Below are 16,398 nucleotides of genomic sequence, written 5' to 3' on the forward strand. Positions count from 1 at the left end.
AATGAAAGTTTTAGTTTTAAACTGTGGTAGTTCATCACTGAAGTACCAGTTAATTAATTTAAATGATGAATCTGTACTTTGTAAAGGTTTAGTAGAAAGAATTGGAATAGATGGTTCAATATTAAAGCATGAAAAAGATGGCTTAGATGAAAAATACGTAGTAGAAGTTGCTATGAATGATCACAAAGAAGCTATAGGACATGTATTAAAGGCAGTAGCAGATCCTAAAGTAGGTGCTGTTAAGGAAATGTCTGAAATAGATGCTGTTGGACACAGAATAGTACATGGTGGAGAAAAATTCGCATCTTCAGCTGTTCTTACAGATGAAGTAATAAAAGCAATAGAAGATTGTGTTGAATTGGCACCTCTTCATAACCCAGCAAACTTAATGGGAGTAGATGCTTGTAAGGCAATATTACCAGATGTTCCACAGGTAGGAGTATTCGATACTGCATTCCATCAGAGCATGCCTCAAGAGTCTTTCTTATATGGTCTTCCATATGAATTATATACAAAATATGGAATAAGAAGATATGGATTCCACGGAGTTTCTCATTTGTATGTTTCTCAAAAGGCTGCAGAAATGTTAGGAAAAGCTCCTGAGGATTTAAAAATAATTACTTGTCACTTAGGAAACGGAGCATCAGTTACAGCTGTAAATGGAGGTAAATCTGTTGATACAAGTATGGGATTAACTCCACTTGAAGGATTAATAATGGGAACTAGATGTGGTGATATAGACCCTGCAATAGTTCCACTAGTAATGAAAAAAGAAGGATTAGATGCTGATGGTATCGATAAGTTAATGAACAAAGAATCAGGTGTATACGGTATGACTGGAATATCATCTGACTTTAGAGATATAGAAGATGCTGCAAACGAAGGAAATGAAAGAGCAAAGATGACTTTAGATGCATATGCTCAGAAAGTTAAAAAATACATAGGAGCTTATGCAGCTGAAATGAATGGAGTAGATGCTATAGTATTTACTGCTGGATTAGGTGAAAATGGTATAAGCATGAGAGAAATGATTTGTAAAGATATGGACTTCATGGGAATAAACCTAGATTTAGAAAAGAACAACGTAAGAGGAAAAGAAAGAATAATATCATCAGATGATTCAAAGGTTAAAGTTCTTTTAATACCAACTAATGAAGAGTTAATGATAGCTAGAGATACATTAAATCTAGTAAAGTAATAAAAGTATTTAAAAGCCTTAAAAACTGATATGTTATTCATAAAAGTATAAGGTGAAATTACTTGACAAAGGTTGCTAGAGTTTGTATAATATATTGGTAATGTTTTAGAGGTGATAAGACTATGGAATTAAATATTGATTCTTTATATAACAACAAAGATTTAAGTTATATAGATTTTGATTTAAGTGAAAATATTGAGAAAATAAATTTTTCTGGTATTGATTATATCTTAGTATCACCATTACGTCTTAATGGGAAAATATCAAAGGCAGGTAGAAACTATTTACTACAAGCAGATGTTAGCTTTAGATTTCTAACAGAATGTGGTAGATGTTTAAAAGATGTAGAAACCCCAGTGGACTACAAAATCGACGCTTATTTAATGAGAGAAGAATATGATGAGGATGAGTATGAAGATATTGATGTATTTGATGTCGCTAGTACTAAAATTGAGTTGCTTGATATTGTAAATAGCACCTTGATATATAATATGCCTCAAAAGGTTCTTTGTAGCGAAGATTGTAAGGGGATATGTTATGAATGCGGAGTCGACTTAAACAACGAAAGTTGTAAGTGTTCAGACTCGGCGGATTATGATGATATTGACCCTAGATTTGCCAAGCTAAAAGAATTGTTAAAATAGAGTAAGGAGGTGTCTTCATGGCAGTACCAAAACGTAAAACGTCAAAGTCAAAAAGAGATATGAGAAGAGCGTCTAATTCAAAGATGACTCCAGCTGGTTTCGTTGAATGCTCACAGTGTCACGAACCAAAGCTACCACATAGAGTTTGTTTAACTTGTGGAAGTTATGATGGAAAAGAAGTTGTATCAGTAGACTAATTAAAATTTTAAAACTAGATACTACTTATAATGTGAATGAGAAAATCTCATTCACATTTTTTTATGCGTTTTTTTATGATATAATAATATTAGCTTATACTAATGGAGGTTAATATGAAAATAGTTATAGATGGAATGGGTGGAGATAATGCACCTAATGCTGTAGTAGAAGGTGCTTGCATGGCAGTAAATGAATATGGCGTAGACCTTATAATTACTGGCGATGAAGATATAATAATGGCCGAACTAGAAAAGTACGACTATGATAAAGATAAAATTAAAGTAGTACATACAACTGAGGTAATAACTAATGAAGAGAAGCCTGTAAATGCTATAAGAAACAAAAAAGACAGCTCTATGGTTGTAGCTATGAAAATGGTAAAGGATAAAGAAGCAGATGTTGTAATATCAGCAGGTAGTACAGGGGCATTGCTTAGTGGCGGAGTCTTTATTATAAAAAGAATAAAGGGAATAAGTAGACCTTGTATTTGTGCAGCCCTACCTACTGTGAATAATGGGATGACTATGATATCAGATACTGGAGCCAACGTAGATTGTAATCCTCAAAATCTAGAGGATTTTGCTGTTATGACTAATATATATGCAAAGAAAGTGCTTGGAAAAAATAATCCTACTGTAGCTGTTGCAAATATAGGTACAGAAGAAGGGAAAGGAAATGATTTAGCTAAGAAGGCTTATGATGTATTAAAAGAAAATAAAAGTATAAATTTTATTGGGAATATGGAAACTAGAGAAATCTTAAATGGAGTTTGCGATATAGTAGTATGTGACGGATTTGTAGGAAATATGATATTAAAAACTGTAGAAGGTAGTGTATTTTCTCTTTTTAAAGTTATTAAAAAGACAATGACTGCATCCCTAAAGGCTAAAATAGGTGCGTTACTTCTAAAAGATGATTTAAAAAAGATTAAAGATCTGCTTGATTATTCTTCTTACGGAGGAGCTCCGTTTTTAGGTGTTGATGGCGGAGTAATTAAGGCACATGGTAGCTCAGATGCGAGATCAATAAAAAATGCTATAAATCAAGGTATAAATTTTTATAAAGGTAATGTAGTTGAAGAAATAAAAAATTATGTAGATACAAAAGAAGACTAGCATGGAGGAAATCAATATGAGTGAACTGAAAATGATTGATGGAGTTACTGCGAAAAAAAAGTACCTTGATTTATTATCAAGCAAATATCCGACGATATCAAAAGCGAGCACAGAAATAATAAATCTAGAAGCAATTTTGAACCTACCAAAAGGAACCGAACATTTTTTATCAGATATACATGGCGAGCATGAATCTTTTATACACGTATTAAAAAATGGCTCTGGAGTTATTAAAAGAAAAATTGACGAGCTATTTACAAACACTTTAAGAGATTCAGAAAAGAAATTTTTGGCAACTTTAGTTTATTATCCAAGAAGTAAGATAGAGTTAGTAAAAAGAACGGAACAAAATATGGATGATTTTTATAGGATAAATATATATAGACTTGTTGAGCTTTGTAAATATTGTTCGAGTAAATACACTAGATCAAAGGTAAGAAAAATTTTACCACAGGACTACAGCTATGTGATTGAAGAACTATTACATGAGCATAGAAAGAGTGAGCACAAAGAAGAGTATTATGTTTCTATAATAGAATCAATTATAAGTTTAGGTCAAGCAGAAGACTTTATAATGTCATTGTCGATTGCTATACAAAGGCTAGTAGTAGATAGGCTTCATATAGTAGGAGATATATATGACAGAGGCCCTAGACCAGATCTAATAGTAGATAGGTTGGCTGACTATCATAGTGTCGACATACAGTGGGGAAATCATGATATTTTATGGATGGGAGCAGCTGCAGGTGAAAAAACTTGTATAGCAAATGCACTTAGAATTTCCTCAAGATATGCAAATTTAGACGTTATAGAAGACGTGTATGGAATAAATCTTATACCACTTGCTACATTTGCTCTAAGTGTATACGAGGATGATGAATGCGCTGAATTTCAACCAAAAGTTGATGAGGATGAGTTTAGCACAAAAGAAATTTCAATGATATCTAAAATGCACAAGGCTATAAGTATAATACAATTTAAGCTAGAAGGAGATATTATAAGCAGAAGACCTGAGTATGAAATGTCTCATAGATTGCTATTAGATAAAATCGATTATAAAAACGGAACAATATCTATTAAAGGAAGAGATTATACATTAAAAGACAATAATTTCCCTACGATTGATCCAGATTCTCCGTATGAATTGACAAAAGAAGAGAAGGATGTAATGGATAAGTTGGTAAAGTCATTTAGAATGAGTGATAAGCTGCAAAAACATGTTAATTTTCTATTTTCAAAGGGGAGCATTTATTTAAAATATAATGGTAACTTGCTTATACATGGAGCTATTCCTCTAAATGAAGATGGAAGCTTTATGGAAATGAAGTTAAAAGGTGTAAAGTATAAAGGAAAAGAGTTGTTAGATAGGATGGAATATCTTGTAAGAGAAGGATATTTCGAAACCGATGACGAAAAGAGAAGTTATGGACTAGATATGTTTTGGTATTTATGGACAGGTAAATGCTCATCACTGTTTGGAAAAGATGATATGACTACATTTGAAAGATATTTTATAGAAGCTAAAGAAACTCATGTAGAAAATATGAACCCATATTTTTTGTTGCGAGAAGATGAATCTATACTTAAAAAAATATTTGAAGAATTTAAAATGGACTTTGAAGAAGATCATATAATTAATGGACATGTTCCAGTTAAATTTAAAAAGGGCGAGAGTCCAGTAAAGGCAAACGGAAAAGTATTTGTGATTGATGGAGGTTTCTCAAGGGCTTATCAAAGTAAGACTGGTATGGCTGGGTATACATTAATATATAATTCTCGTACTTTACAGCTAGTAGCCCACGAACCATTCACGTCAAAAGAGGATGCAGTTATAAATGAAACAGATATAATATCGTCTACGGTGCTAGTAGAGCATAAAGCAAGACGAAAAATGATAAAAGATACAAAAGACGGCGAAAAATTAATAGAAAAAGTTGAAGATTTAAAAATTCTTCTATCCGCATATAGGAGAGGTTTAATAAAAGAAAAATAATTTGCAATAAATTAAGTATTTTGTTATTATTGTTAGGTGAGTACTATTATGGAGGTGCGAAATGGAAAATTTAGGTCAAGTAAAGATAGCAAATGACGTAATACAAACTATAGCAGGGTATGCAGCTTTAGAAATTGATGGTATTGATAAGTCAGTATCTTTGACGGATAAACTATTTAGAAATAATGGTGTAAAAGCTGTTATTGAAGATAATAAGGCAGTAATTGATATAGATCTGACAGTTAAATATGGAGAAGTTATACCAGAAGTGTGCTATAAAGTGCAAGAAAACATAATTAATGCAGTTGAATCTATGGCTGGATTAAAAGTTTCACAAGTAAATGTTCATATATTCAACATAGATTTAAAAAAAGAAGTAGTAGAGAAAGAAAAGAAAGAAAATGCATAACGATAAAAATTTAATAAAAAAAAGAAAAGTTTCAAGAGAAATTTATATGAAATTTATGTATAAAAATGATATTTCCGGCGAAGGTTGGGACGATTTATATGTAAAATCAAAAAGCTTTGTTTTGGGATTAGAAGATGATATTGCAGAAGTCTACAAATCTCATGGAGGCAAACTAGTCGATGAGGTAGAACAAGATATCACAGATTTAGTAATTGATTTTAATTATATGAAAGAATTATCTGATTCTATTGAAGATAACAAAGATGAAATAGATTCATATATTAATAAATATGCTAGAAAATGGACTATAGAAAATATGCCTGTAGTGGATGTATCTATTCTTAGAGTAGCAATAGCTGAGATAAAATTTTTGGAAGACATTCCAGATAAAGTAGCATGTGATGAAGCGGTAAATATTTCTAAAATTTACTGTGATGATGATGCATATAAATATATAAATGGAATACTTGGAAGTATAATATCAGAAGAAAAATAATTAAACATAGTTTATAGCAAAAAAATAAGGCAGGAAAAATCCTACCTTATTTTTTTGCTATAAACTATTAATTCGCAAGTATGTAATATTTAATAAATTATCAATTAGCAAGCGTATATTTCTTATTTGTAATTTTAAAATTATTTTTAAGACCATTTGTAATATAGACTTTATTGTCTTTCGTTATAAATATTGCATCTACTCCATTTATTCCTTCAATCATTTTTTTGCCGTCTTTTATATCAAGAGCAAATGCCGAAGTGGATAGGGCATCACCATCAAGTGATTTTTCTGATACAATTGTTACGCTACTTAAATTGTTATCAAATGGATATCCTGTGAAAGGATTTAACATATGATGGTATATCTTTCCATCTGACTCGAGGAACCTTTGATAAATACCAGAAGTAACAACGGATTTATTGGATACATATAGACTTCCCATGGAGTCTTCAGATTTTTTACCAGGATTTTGGATTCCCACATTAAAATCTTTATTTTGTGCATTTTTACCAAGAACATAGATATTACCACCTAAGTCTATTATTGCGTTATCTATATCTTCAGATTTTAGATATTTAACGATTTTATCTGCGCAATATCCTTTTGCTATTCCGCCTAAATCAATTTTTTGTCCTTTTTTCTCTAGATAAACTGTTTGTTTTTTATCATCTAATATAATGTTTTTGTAACCTACTGAGCTAATTGCAGTTGAAAGTTCTTCACTAGTAGGTACTTTTGCATTTTTATTTCCAATATTCCACAATGAAGTAAGAGCTCCTATGCTAACATCAAAGTTTCCGTTAGTTTTTTTAGAATAGGATATAGATTTTTTTATTACTTCATATGTGTCATCATTAACTTTTACAGGCGAAATTCCAGCATTTTTATTAATTTTCGTAACTAGACTACCTGGAAGATGTGAACTCATATCATTGTTAATGTTTAAGATAATGTTATCAACTTTTTCTAAAATTTTATTTGCTTTTTTTTCTTTAACATTTATTAACGACACTTGATTAATAGTATCTAAATAATAATTAGTAGTGGAATAGGTACCCTTTTTATTAACATTTCCATAGAAAAAAAGAGCACTTAAAAGAACTAGGGTAGCCAAAGAAGCGACTATTTTTATATTGTTTTTTTGCATTTTTTCCTCCCAATTTATGGTATAATGTATTACTAGTTAGTTTGCAAAACATACAAAGCTATTATATCATAAAAAAAGAGGTGTTAAAATGAAAAAGAAAGATATCATTCTAATTGTAGTAGTGATTTCTTTGATTTTGGTTGCAACTTTAGTGAACAAAAATATAAATGCAGGAAATGCCAAAGAAGTAGAAATATATGTAGATAATCAATTATATAAAAAGTATCCTCTAGATAAATCAGAAAAAATTACAATTGAGAAAGATGGGCATGTTAATGATATACACATACACGATGGTGGAGTAGAGATAGAACATGCTAATTGCCCAGATAAAGTATGTGTAAATACAGGATTTATAAATAAGACTGGTCAAGAAATTGTATGTCTTCCATACAAAGTAGTAGTAAAGATTGTTGGAGGATATGAAAATGAAAAGGAACACGACATAATTGCAAAATAATTTACAAGGAGTAAAATATGGTTGAAATAGGAAATGATTGGGATGATATACTAAAAAATGAATTCAAAGAAGAATACTATTTAAAGTTAAGAGAATTTCTAAAAAGCGAATATAAAAATCATAAAATTTTTCCGCAGATGAATGACATATTTAACGCTTTGAAAATAACTTCTTATAAAGACACAAGGGTAGTTATACTAGGTCAGGATCCATACCATAATGATGGTCAGGCTCATGGACTAGCTTTTTCAGTAAAACCAGGAATAAAATCGCCACCGTCTTTAAACAATATTTTTAAAGAATTAAGCAATGAACTAGGATGCTATATCCCAAACAATGGATGCTTAAATTCATGGGCACAACAAGGTGTTTTACTGCTTAATACTGCATTGACAGTTAGAGCTCATGAGGCAAATTCACACAGTGGAAAAGGTTGGGAAATACTGACAGATAATATAATAAAAAAACTTAACGATAGAGATAAAAGTGTTATATTTATACTATGGGGAGCTAATGCTAGAAATAAAAAAAAGATAATAGACTCTAGTAGACATTTTATACTTGAAGCACCTCATCCAAGTCCACTTTCTGCGCATAGAGGTTTTTTTGGATGTAATCATTTTGCTCAAACAAATGAATATCTAGTAAAAAATGGGGAGAAGAAGATAGATTGGCAAATAAAAAATATTTGATAATAATACTAAATTGATAAACAGCGGTATAAAAAATAATATCATAAAAAATAAAAAGATATTGATTATTTTTTATTTTTATGGTATTATTTAATGGTGTCTGGGGGTGAATGGGTGCTGGTGTGCCCTCTAGTCTTCAAAACTAGTATGAGGGGTTAATAGCTTCTTAGGTGAGTTCGATTCTCACACATTCCCGCCAATTGTGAATTTAACTACTGTTTTATTAGATAATAAAATGGTAGTTTTTTTAATGTTAAAAATTATAGGAGGTATGAATGGAAAGAAAAATATATATAGATAATGCATCTACATGTTTTCCAAAAGCTCCAGGTGTAGCAAAATCTATGAGTGATTTTATTGAAAATAGATCATATAGCATAAACCGTGGTACATATATGAGTGCATATAGATTGTCTTCAGAAATAATAGATATAAGAGAACAGGTGTTGAGTTTTTTTAAAGCTTCAAAGCGCTACGAATGCGTTTTTAGCTCTTCAGCAACTGAAAGCATCAACCTGGCTTTGAGAGGGAGTCTTTGTAAGGGTGACGAAATTATTGTAGATGAGAGATTGCATAATTCAGCATGGAGAACACTATCATATTTAGAAGAACAAGGTGTCAAAATAAATTATTGGAAATCATATTTAGGTGATTACAGATTTGAAGATTTTGAAAAACTTGTAAGTGATAGGACTAAAATGGTATTTTTAACACTAGTTGAAAATATTTCAGGAGAGATAATATTTGATAGCAATGAAATCTCTGCTAAAATAGCAAAAATATGCAATGAAAAAGATATAATATACGCACTAGATGCTGTACAGGCTGTATGTGAGAGAGAAATCTATATAGAAGAGCTAGGAGCCGATATAATGATATGTGCTTCTCATATTGGTTTTATGGGGCCAGAAGGTGTCGGAATTATGTTGATAGAAAAAAGTGTTTCTAAAAATGTTAAACCATTAATTTATGGAGGTACAGGAAGTTCTTCAAATAGCGAAAAAATGCCTGAAACTTTACCAGATAAGTTTGAACCAGGAACTATGAATACTGTGGGAATAATTGGTTTAGGAGCTTCAATATCATATATAAATTCTGTAGGAATATCGAATATTATAAAGAAAAAACACCACCTTGGGAATTTGCTGAGGTATGGTTTTTCCAAAATAGAAGGAGTAGATGTAAGAGGCTATGGATCTTTTTGCTCACTAACTATGAAAGACGTAGATGAATCAATGCTTTCATTTTTTTTGGATACTGAGTATGAAATAATGACAAGAGTAGGAATACAATGCTCGCCATGTACTCATATTTATCAAGGTAGCTATCCAAATGGAGGAATTAGATTTACAGTTGGGTATTTCAATACTGAATCTGAAATAAGAAAAGTGATCAGTGCTGTTGAACAGATAGTAATTAAGTTAAAAATATAGAATGCTGATAGAAAAAAAGAATATTGAAACTACATGTTATAGAAAAAAGATATATACAATCCTCTTCCTGTAAGTAGACCTGTCATTGTGGTAATATTAATATGAATGGATGCATAAATATTATGCAACAACATATTAAAGGGGGAACTAAAATGGCTGATTACAGAGATATGTGGAAAGATTTAGGAATGGATTTAGAAACACATGATCAATTATGTGAGGTATTGCCTATGGCTTTTACTGATGTGTATTTATCTCAAAAAAATAGACCTGAAAATATGGGATATTATGATTTTGTTGTGTCTGAAATTCATGGAGTGAGACCAGCAGAATTGGTAGAGGCTCAAAAAAAAGGAACTAAGGTATTTGGTACGTTTTGTATATATGTTCCAGATGAAGTAGTTTTTGCAGCGGATGCAATACCTACAGGATTATGTGGAGGTTCTCAGTTTTGGGTACCAGGCGGAGAAAAGGTACTTCCAACAAATACATGTCCATTAATAAAGGCTTCTGTAGGAGCTAGATTAGATAAGACATGTCCATTTTTTAGAATAGCTGATATGTATATTGGTGAAACTACATGTGATGGTAAGAAAAAAGCTTGGGAAATATTAGGGGAAGATGTTCCTATGCATGTAATGGATTTACCTCAAATGAAGAGAAGAAAAGACTACAAGGCATGGGCAGAAGAAATAAAGGAATTAAAGGGAACAATAGAAGAGTTTACAGGAAATAAAGTTGATTCTGAAAAACTAAGTAAATCAATAAAATTAATAAATGATAAAAGAAGAGCTCTTGCTAGATTAAATGCTACTAGAAAAAACAAAAATATACCGATTTCTGGAAAAGATAGCTTATTGATATCTCAAATAGCATTTTATGATGATCCAACTAGATTTACAGAAATGACAAATACACTTTGTGATGAGCTAGATAAAAGAGTAGAAGAAGGCGTAAGTGTATTCGAAGAAGGGACAAAGAGAATATTGTTAGCAGGTACTCCTCTTGCAATTCCTAACTGGAAAATACACAATGTTGTTGAAACTTCAGGTGGAGCAGTTGTATGTGAAGAAATGTGTACAGGAACAAGATATTTTGAAAATCTTGTAGATGAATCAAAAGACAATCTTGATGATCAAATAGACGCTTTAGCTGATAGATATATGAATATAAACTGTGCATGTTTTACTCCTAATGAAGCAAGAATAGATGATATAAAAAGACTTTGTAAAGAATATAATGTAGACGGAGTAATAGATGTAAACTTAAAGTTCTGTAACCTATATGATACAGAAGGTTTTCTTGTGGAAAGAGAACTGAAAAAAGCTGGTATACCAGTTCTAGGAATAGAAACAGATTACACTGATTCAGATGTTCAACAGCTTAGAACAAGAATAGGTGCGTTTATAGAAATGTTAGAAAAATAAGAGGTGAATTTGATGAGTAAAATATTTTATGTATTATTTGAAAATCACGAAAATGGATTGAAACTTCACAAACTTTTGAGAGAGAATAATCTGGAGTCCACAATTTCTCCTACACCGAGGTCTCTTTCAAAATGCTGTGGAATTTCATTGATGATTGACAGTAGTCAAGTAGATGAAGTAAATAATGTCATTAATGCAAATGATATTAGTATACTTAAAATAGAATCTGTTGAAATGGAGATAAACCCAAATAGAGACAGATATTGTTAGTTGGAAGGATATGAATAATATGATTTTTGTAGGAATAGATATAGGGTCTACTGCATCAAAGGTCGCTGTAAGAGGAGATGCTGATCATAAATTGGTAATGCCTACAGGTTGGAGCAGTAAAGAGACTGCATCAACTATAGTTAATAAGTTGCTAGATCTTGGAATAGATGTAAATTCAGAAGACGTTGTAGTCGGAGCCACAGGATACGGAAGAGTAGCTGTCGATTTTGCTGATTATGTTGTTACTGAAATTACTTGTCATGGAAAAGGTGGATATGAACTATCAAGTAATAGAGACTGCACTATAATAGATGTAGGTGGGCAGGACACAAAGGTAATTAAAATAGAAAACGGTATAGTTTCAGATTTTTTAATGAATGATAAGTGTTCAGCTGGTACTGGTAAGTTTATTGAAATTATGGCAAATAGATTAGGTGTCGAAATTGATGATCTATTTAATCTTGCAAAAGAAGGAGATGTACTTCCGATAAGTTCATTATGTACAGTTTTTGCGGAATCTGAAATAATAAATTATATTGGAGAAGGTAGAAATAGAAATGATATTGCATCAGGAATCGTGGATTCAGTAGCAGGTAAAGTAGCACAACTATTTTCAAAATTTATGAACTCTGAATATGTAATATTAACTGGCGGATTAAGTCACAGTATATATTTTGCAGAGGTGCTTTCTAAAAAAATTAAGACACAAGTAAATATAGCTGAAAATGGTAGATTTGCTGGAGCAATAGGAGCATCAATACTTGCAGAACAAAAATATAATAAAGAATTATCAAATAATATGTAGTATATTTACTAAAAATTACCGTGTTATTTTAAGAAAATAATAAAAAGAGGCTCTATCTAAACGTTGATAGAGCCTCTTTTTGTAAAGACATTAATAAAAATTATTGTCTTTACAAAATAATTATGATATAATTAGATAAACTATGATACTGATTATCAACATAGTTTAAAGAACATTTAGCTTCCAAACCAACACATATAAATTGTTTATAAAAGAGCCGTTGAGTAATCAACGGCTCTTTTATTGTATTCTATTATTTTATTTTATAGAGTTGTTCATCGTATTAAAAGATATCCAACCGCTATCTATTCTACACCAAATTCTACTTGCAGATTCTACATATGTATCTGATACATATACTTGCGAACCTCTATGAAGTGTAGTCACAACCGAAGCAGACTTACTTGGCGAGCTTCTAACATTTGCTTCAGAAGAAGTAATATACTGATAAGTTCCAGATATTCCTCTAGCAGAGGCATGTGCAGCATTTAAGGCAGATGAGGAAGACGAAGAATCGTTTGACTTCGTGTTTCCAGAAATTATAACTTGTTTAACTTCTGATTCTGATTTACCAGATACATTTTTGAGAAGTTCGACTGCTTTTTTATCATCAGGAATTAAAGAAACATAATCATATAAATAAGAGCTTGCACTAGATTTATTTCCTGAATCTATTAGGGCGTTTGCCTTTCTTAAAACATCAGATTTTAATGTTTCAATTTGTCCTTCTGCCAATTTATAATTTTTACTATCCTCTCTTGGAATTTGCATATAGAAAGAAATGGCCTTTACAAATTCGCCTTTGCTTTCTTGTTCCTTAGCAGATTCTATGATAGATTTGACTTCACTTTTTAATTCTAGCTGATTTTTTTTAGTTTTATATTCTACATCTCCAGTAGTCGAGTAGAGTTCGTTGTATAATTTTATTGCCTCATCGTATTCTTCGATTTCTACTAAATTTTCAGCTTTTTTATTTAATGAAGAAATATTATATTTTTGGTACAAAAAGATACCGGATCCTACTATTATTATTGCGGAAATTACTCCAATAATAATATACAGAATCATATTTGATTTTTTACCATGATCATCATTATAGTCATAGTAATCATGATTATTGCTCATGAAAAATATCCTCCTTATTTAAAAATAATAGTCTTTAGTTTGATTATACATTATTTGTGTGAATAATAATACTTAAATACTAAAACTTTGGAAATAATTATGTATAATTTAGTAAATAATAATTGAGTAAAGAAGTTAAATAAAACTGATTATGAATTATTGACATAAAATCAACAGCAAATTATAATAATATATTGTAAAATGTAAAAGTGAGGTTTATTTATGGAAAATCTTTTTAAAGAAAGAACAGAGATAGTAATAGGTAAAGAGGGTGTAGAAAAATTAAAAAATTCAAATATATTAGTGTTTGGGTTAGGTGGGGTAGGTAGTTTTGTTGTAGAATCTCTTGTAAGAGCAGGTATAGGAAATATAACGATAGTAGACTTCGACAAGATAGATGAAACAAATATAAACAGGCAACTTCCAGCGCTACATTCTACTATAGGAAGATATAAGGCAGATGTTGTAAAAGAAAGAGCTAAGGATATTAACCCTGATATAAATGTAAAAAAAATAATCTCATTATATGATGAAGATACTTCAGATTCACTGCTTGAGGGAGAATATGATTATGTAGTTGATGCAATAGATATGATGAAGTCAAAATTACATCTTATCGAATCTTGCTCAAAAAAAGGAATGAAGTTAATTAGCTCAATGGGAATGGGGAATAAATTAGATCCTACACTTATAAGAGTTGGAGATATAAATAAAACTGAAATGTGTCCTATGGCAAGAAGAATTCGAGGAGAGTTGAAGAAGAAAAGAATAAAAAGACTTAAAGTTGTATATTCTTTAGAGAAGCCAAGAAAAACTGGTAAAAAAATAGATGAAGGCGTAGTAAAAAATGTAAATGGAAGTGTTTCATTTGTACCTTCATGTGCAGGTCTTATTATTACATCTGTAATAGTAAGAGATCTAATAGAAATCGATACTCAATAGGAGTTTTATTTTAAATTTACAAAAAAATATATCTATAATTAATTATAGATATATTTTTTTTGCATATAAATTTCTTTATCATCGAACAAAAAAGTCATGCTGCTATTTTTATCAGTTCTTAATATTTTTGAATTATATTTTTTTAAAGTGTTTAAAGTATTTTCATGTGGGTGTCCATACCTATTTTTGTACTCACAGGAAATACTTGCGATTTTAGGTTTAATGGTTGATATAAATATATCACTGGACGCCGTTTTACTACCGTGATGGGACACCTTTAAAAAAGAACACTTTGGTAAATTATATTTCTTTAGAATTTCTTTTTCTACATCGGAATCAATGTCTCCTGTAAATAATAGACTGTGTTTTTTATAAGATAGTAAGAAACAAATTGAGTTTTTATTTGTGTCATCAGTCATACGAATAGGGGACAATATATTTATCGAAATATTTTTGTCTATTGAAAGCGAATCATCTGATATAAGTGGAATAGTTTTTTTGTTTTTCAATGAACTTTCCTTAACAATTTCTAAAAAATCAGTATTAAAATTTTTGTCGGGTGTAGTATATATTTTTTCTACTTGAAAATTTTTTATAATTTTATCCATTGATCCAATATGATCGCCATCAAAGTGTGTTGCAATTAGATAATCAATTTTTTTAACATTATTTTTTTTAAGAACTTGCATGACATTTCTGAAGTATTCTTCCTCTCCAGAATCAACTAATATTGTTTTTTTACTGGGGGTAATTATTAAAGAGGAATCACCCTGACCAACATCAATTACATGGACCTGTAGATAATCATAACCTTTGGAAGTACACGAAGATAGAAAAAGTTGTAGAATGATAAAACATAAAACTAGTAATTGTTTTTTATGCATACATAATGGCCTCCAATTTTTTTAGGGTTTACCTTTTGAGAGAAAGGGTATAGAATATTGTAGTAAAGGCATATAGACAACATTACAATAAAATAAACATAATCGCCAAGGTTGGTTAGATTCTTTTTTATGTAAATACAATCCAATTTTAGTTTTTTACACTAATTTTCACTATGTATTAATTGTTATTGTATAGACATAAATATGTTTATTTCTATTGTTTTTATAATATTTAAAGAGGTGGATATTAATGGATTTTAAGGAAATTAACATCGATGCAAAAGAAGTACTAGATAAGTATTTTGATTTGGTTGATTACGAAGCCTGTGAGTATTGTTTTAATACATTACTTATGTGGCAACATACATATAAAACCTGTTACCATATAGGAGATGGTTTTGCAGTATTAGTAGGGGAGCATGAAGGAGAAGTATTTTCAATACTGCCATTGGCTCCTAAAGAAAAGATTGAAGATGCTATAAGATATGTAGTAGATTGGTTTGACACAGATAATAAGAAAATATACTTTAGAGGTATTGATAGAAATGTAGTTGAAAAATTGAAGAGAATGTATCCTGATAAATTTAACTATATAGAAGAAAGAGATATATTTGACTACGTATATGATGCAGAAAAACTTAGAACGGTAAAAGGTAGAAAGTTAAGTGGTAAAAGAAATCATTTAAATCACTTTAAAAGAGAATATGAAGGACGTATTGAGAGAAGACTTTTAGATGAAAAAGATTTTGATGAATGTTATAAACTTCTAGAGAGCTGGGGTGAATCAAAAAATGGTTCCAAATCTTTTGAAGAGAGTATAGATGATGAGTTTGTCGGAATGAAAAAACTTTTTGACAACTATGAAATTATTAAAGATAAATTAAAAGTTTATGGAATATTCATAGATGGAAAATTAGAAGCATTTAGCGCAGGAGAAAAGATAAATGATAATATGGCTTTGATTCACTTGGAAAAGGCAAATTCTGAAATAAGAGGTCTTTATCCATATATTAATCAAATGTTCATAGTAGATGAGTTTCCAGATGTTGAATGGGTAAATAGAGAAGAAGATATGGGAGTAGAAGGACTTAGAAAATCTAAGCTTTCATATTATCCAGAAAGGTTTGTAGAAAAATTCACTGTAAGGGAAGTGTAAT

The 16,398-nt window shown here is 30.4% G+C and carries 18 protein-coding genes and 1 tRNA gene; 16 read left to right on the forward strand and 3 right to left on the reverse strand.

Annotated elements, in window-relative coordinates; genetic code table 11:
• Position 1 precedes the first annotated feature (1 nt).
• The 7 genes from C0982_RS02710 (at position 2) to nusB (ending at position 6,053) form a co-directional block, all read left to right on the forward strand.
• Positions 2–1,198, forward strand: coding sequence for an acetate/propionate family kinase (locus tag C0982_RS02710; RefSeq protein ID WP_101772681.1), 1,197 nt, complete (start codon positions 2–4; stop codon positions 1,196–1,198).
• Between the two features lie 122 nt (positions 1,199–1,320).
• On the forward strand, positions 1,321–1,842 hold the full coding sequence (locus tag C0982_RS02715) for a YceD family protein (RefSeq protein ID WP_101772682.1): 522 nt from the start codon (positions 1,321–1,323) through the stop codon (positions 1,840–1,842).
• Between the two features lie 17 nt (positions 1,843–1,859).
• Positions 1,860–2,039 carry a 50S ribosomal protein L32 gene (gene rpmF, locus C0982_RS02720; protein WP_101772683.1) on the forward strand — a complete coding sequence of 60 codons (180 nt, stop codon included), beginning with the start codon at positions 1,860–1,862 and terminating at the stop codon, positions 2,037–2,039.
• A gap of 114 nt (positions 2,040–2,153) precedes the next feature.
• Positions 2,154–3,155, forward strand: a complete 1,002-nt coding sequence (plsX, locus tag C0982_RS02725; RefSeq protein ID WP_101772684.1) for a phosphate acyltransferase PlsX — start codon at positions 2,154–2,156, stop codon at positions 3,153–3,155.
• A 16-nt stretch (positions 3,156–3,171) separates the two neighbouring features.
• Positions 3,172–5,148, forward strand: a complete 1,977-nt coding sequence (locus C0982_RS02730) for a fructose-1,6-bisphosphatase (RefSeq protein WP_101772685.1) — start codon at positions 3,172–3,174, stop codon at positions 5,146–5,148.
• A gap of 61 nt (positions 5,149–5,209) precedes the next feature.
• Complete coding sequence (locus tag C0982_RS02735) at positions 5,210–5,557, forward strand: Asp23/Gls24 family envelope stress response protein (RefSeq protein WP_101772686.1); 348 nt, start codon at positions 5,210–5,212, stop codon at positions 5,555–5,557.
• Positions 5,550–6,053: a transcription antitermination factor NusB gene (gene nusB / locus C0982_RS02740; protein WP_101772687.1), complete on the forward strand. Its 504-nt coding sequence runs from the start codon at positions 5,550–5,552 to the stop codon at positions 6,051–6,053. The genes C0982_RS02735 and nusB overlap by 8 nt, the downstream gene beginning before the upstream one ends.
• A 100-nt stretch (positions 6,054–6,153) precedes the next feature.
• Here nusB and C0982_RS02745 read toward each other — a convergent pair whose 3' ends face one another.
• A complete protein-coding gene (locus C0982_RS02745) occupies positions 6,154–7,203 on the reverse strand; it encodes an FAD:protein FMN transferase (RefSeq protein ID WP_101772688.1) in 1,050 nt (349 codons plus the stop codon).
• An 88-nt stretch (positions 7,204–7,291) separates the two neighbouring features.
• Between C0982_RS02745 and C0982_RS02750 the strand changes: the two genes are divergently transcribed.
• From C0982_RS02750 to C0982_RS02775, 7 genes are all read left to right on the forward strand, one after another.
• Positions 7,292–7,663 carry a NusG domain II-containing protein gene (locus tag C0982_RS02750; protein WP_101772689.1) on the forward strand — a complete coding sequence of 124 codons (372 nt, stop codon included), beginning with the start codon at positions 7,292–7,294 and terminating at the stop codon, positions 7,661–7,663.
• A gap of 17 nt (positions 7,664–7,680) precedes the next feature.
• Positions 7,681–8,355: a uracil-DNA glycosylase gene (locus C0982_RS02755; protein WP_101772690.1), complete on the forward strand. Its 675-nt coding sequence runs from the start codon at positions 7,681–7,683 to the stop codon at positions 8,353–8,355.
• A gap of 102 nt (positions 8,356–8,457) precedes the next feature.
• Positions 8,458–8,554 (forward strand) — tRNA-Sec (locus C0982_RS10505).
• A gap of 76 nt (positions 8,555–8,630) precedes the next feature.
• The gene (locus tag C0982_RS02760) at positions 8,631–9,788 is read left to right on the forward strand and encodes an aminotransferase class V-fold PLP-dependent enzyme (RefSeq protein WP_101772691.1); all 1,158 of its coding nucleotides are present in this window, start codon (positions 8,631–8,633) and stop codon (positions 9,786–9,788) included.
• Between the two features lie 152 nt (positions 9,789–9,940).
• On the forward strand, positions 9,941–11,215 hold the full coding sequence (locus C0982_RS02765) for a double-cubane-cluster-containing anaerobic reductase (protein ID WP_101772692.1): 1,275 nt from the start codon (positions 9,941–9,943) through the stop codon (positions 11,213–11,215).
• A 12-nt stretch (positions 11,216–11,227) separates the two neighbouring features.
• A complete protein-coding gene (locus C0982_RS02770) occupies positions 11,228–11,485 on the forward strand; it encodes a DUF3343 domain-containing protein (RefSeq protein WP_101772693.1) in 258 nt (85 codons plus the stop codon).
• A 19-nt stretch (positions 11,486–11,504) separates the two neighbouring features.
• Positions 11,505–12,290, forward strand: a complete 786-nt coding sequence (locus C0982_RS02775; protein ID WP_101772694.1) for an acyl-CoA dehydratase activase — start codon at positions 11,505–11,507, stop codon at positions 12,288–12,290.
• Positions 12,291–12,548: 258 nt separating this feature from the next.
• Here C0982_RS02775 and C0982_RS02780 read toward each other — a convergent pair whose 3' ends face one another.
• Positions 12,549–13,415, reverse strand: coding sequence for an SH3 domain-containing protein (locus C0982_RS02780; protein ID WP_101772695.1), 867 nt, complete (start codon positions 13,413–13,415; stop codon positions 12,549–12,551).
• A gap of 222 nt (positions 13,416–13,637) precedes the next feature.
• Between C0982_RS02780 and C0982_RS02785 the strand changes: the two genes are divergently transcribed.
• Positions 13,638–14,357 carry a tRNA threonylcarbamoyladenosine dehydratase gene (locus C0982_RS02785; RefSeq protein WP_101772696.1) on the forward strand — a complete coding sequence of 240 codons (720 nt, stop codon included), beginning with the start codon at positions 13,638–13,640 and terminating at the stop codon, positions 14,355–14,357.
• A gap of 38 nt (positions 14,358–14,395) precedes the next feature.
• Here C0982_RS02785 and C0982_RS02790 read toward each other — a convergent pair whose 3' ends face one another.
• A complete protein-coding gene (locus tag C0982_RS02790) occupies positions 14,396–15,241 on the reverse strand; it encodes a ComEC/Rec2 family competence protein (RefSeq protein ID WP_101772697.1) in 846 nt (281 codons plus the stop codon).
• A gap of 250 nt (positions 15,242–15,491) precedes the next feature.
• Here C0982_RS02790 and C0982_RS02795 point away from each other — a divergent pair, with 250 nt between their 5' ends.
• Positions 15,492–16,397, forward strand: coding sequence for a DUF2156 domain-containing protein (locus tag C0982_RS02795; RefSeq protein ID WP_101772698.1), 906 nt, complete (start codon positions 15,492–15,494; stop codon positions 16,395–16,397).
• Position 16,398: the final 1 nt, after the last annotated feature.

The organism is Peptostreptococcus faecalis, assembly GCF_900240845.1.
Lineage (GTDB): Bacteria > Bacillota > Clostridia > Peptostreptococcales > Peptostreptococcaceae > Peptostreptococcus > Peptostreptococcus faecalis.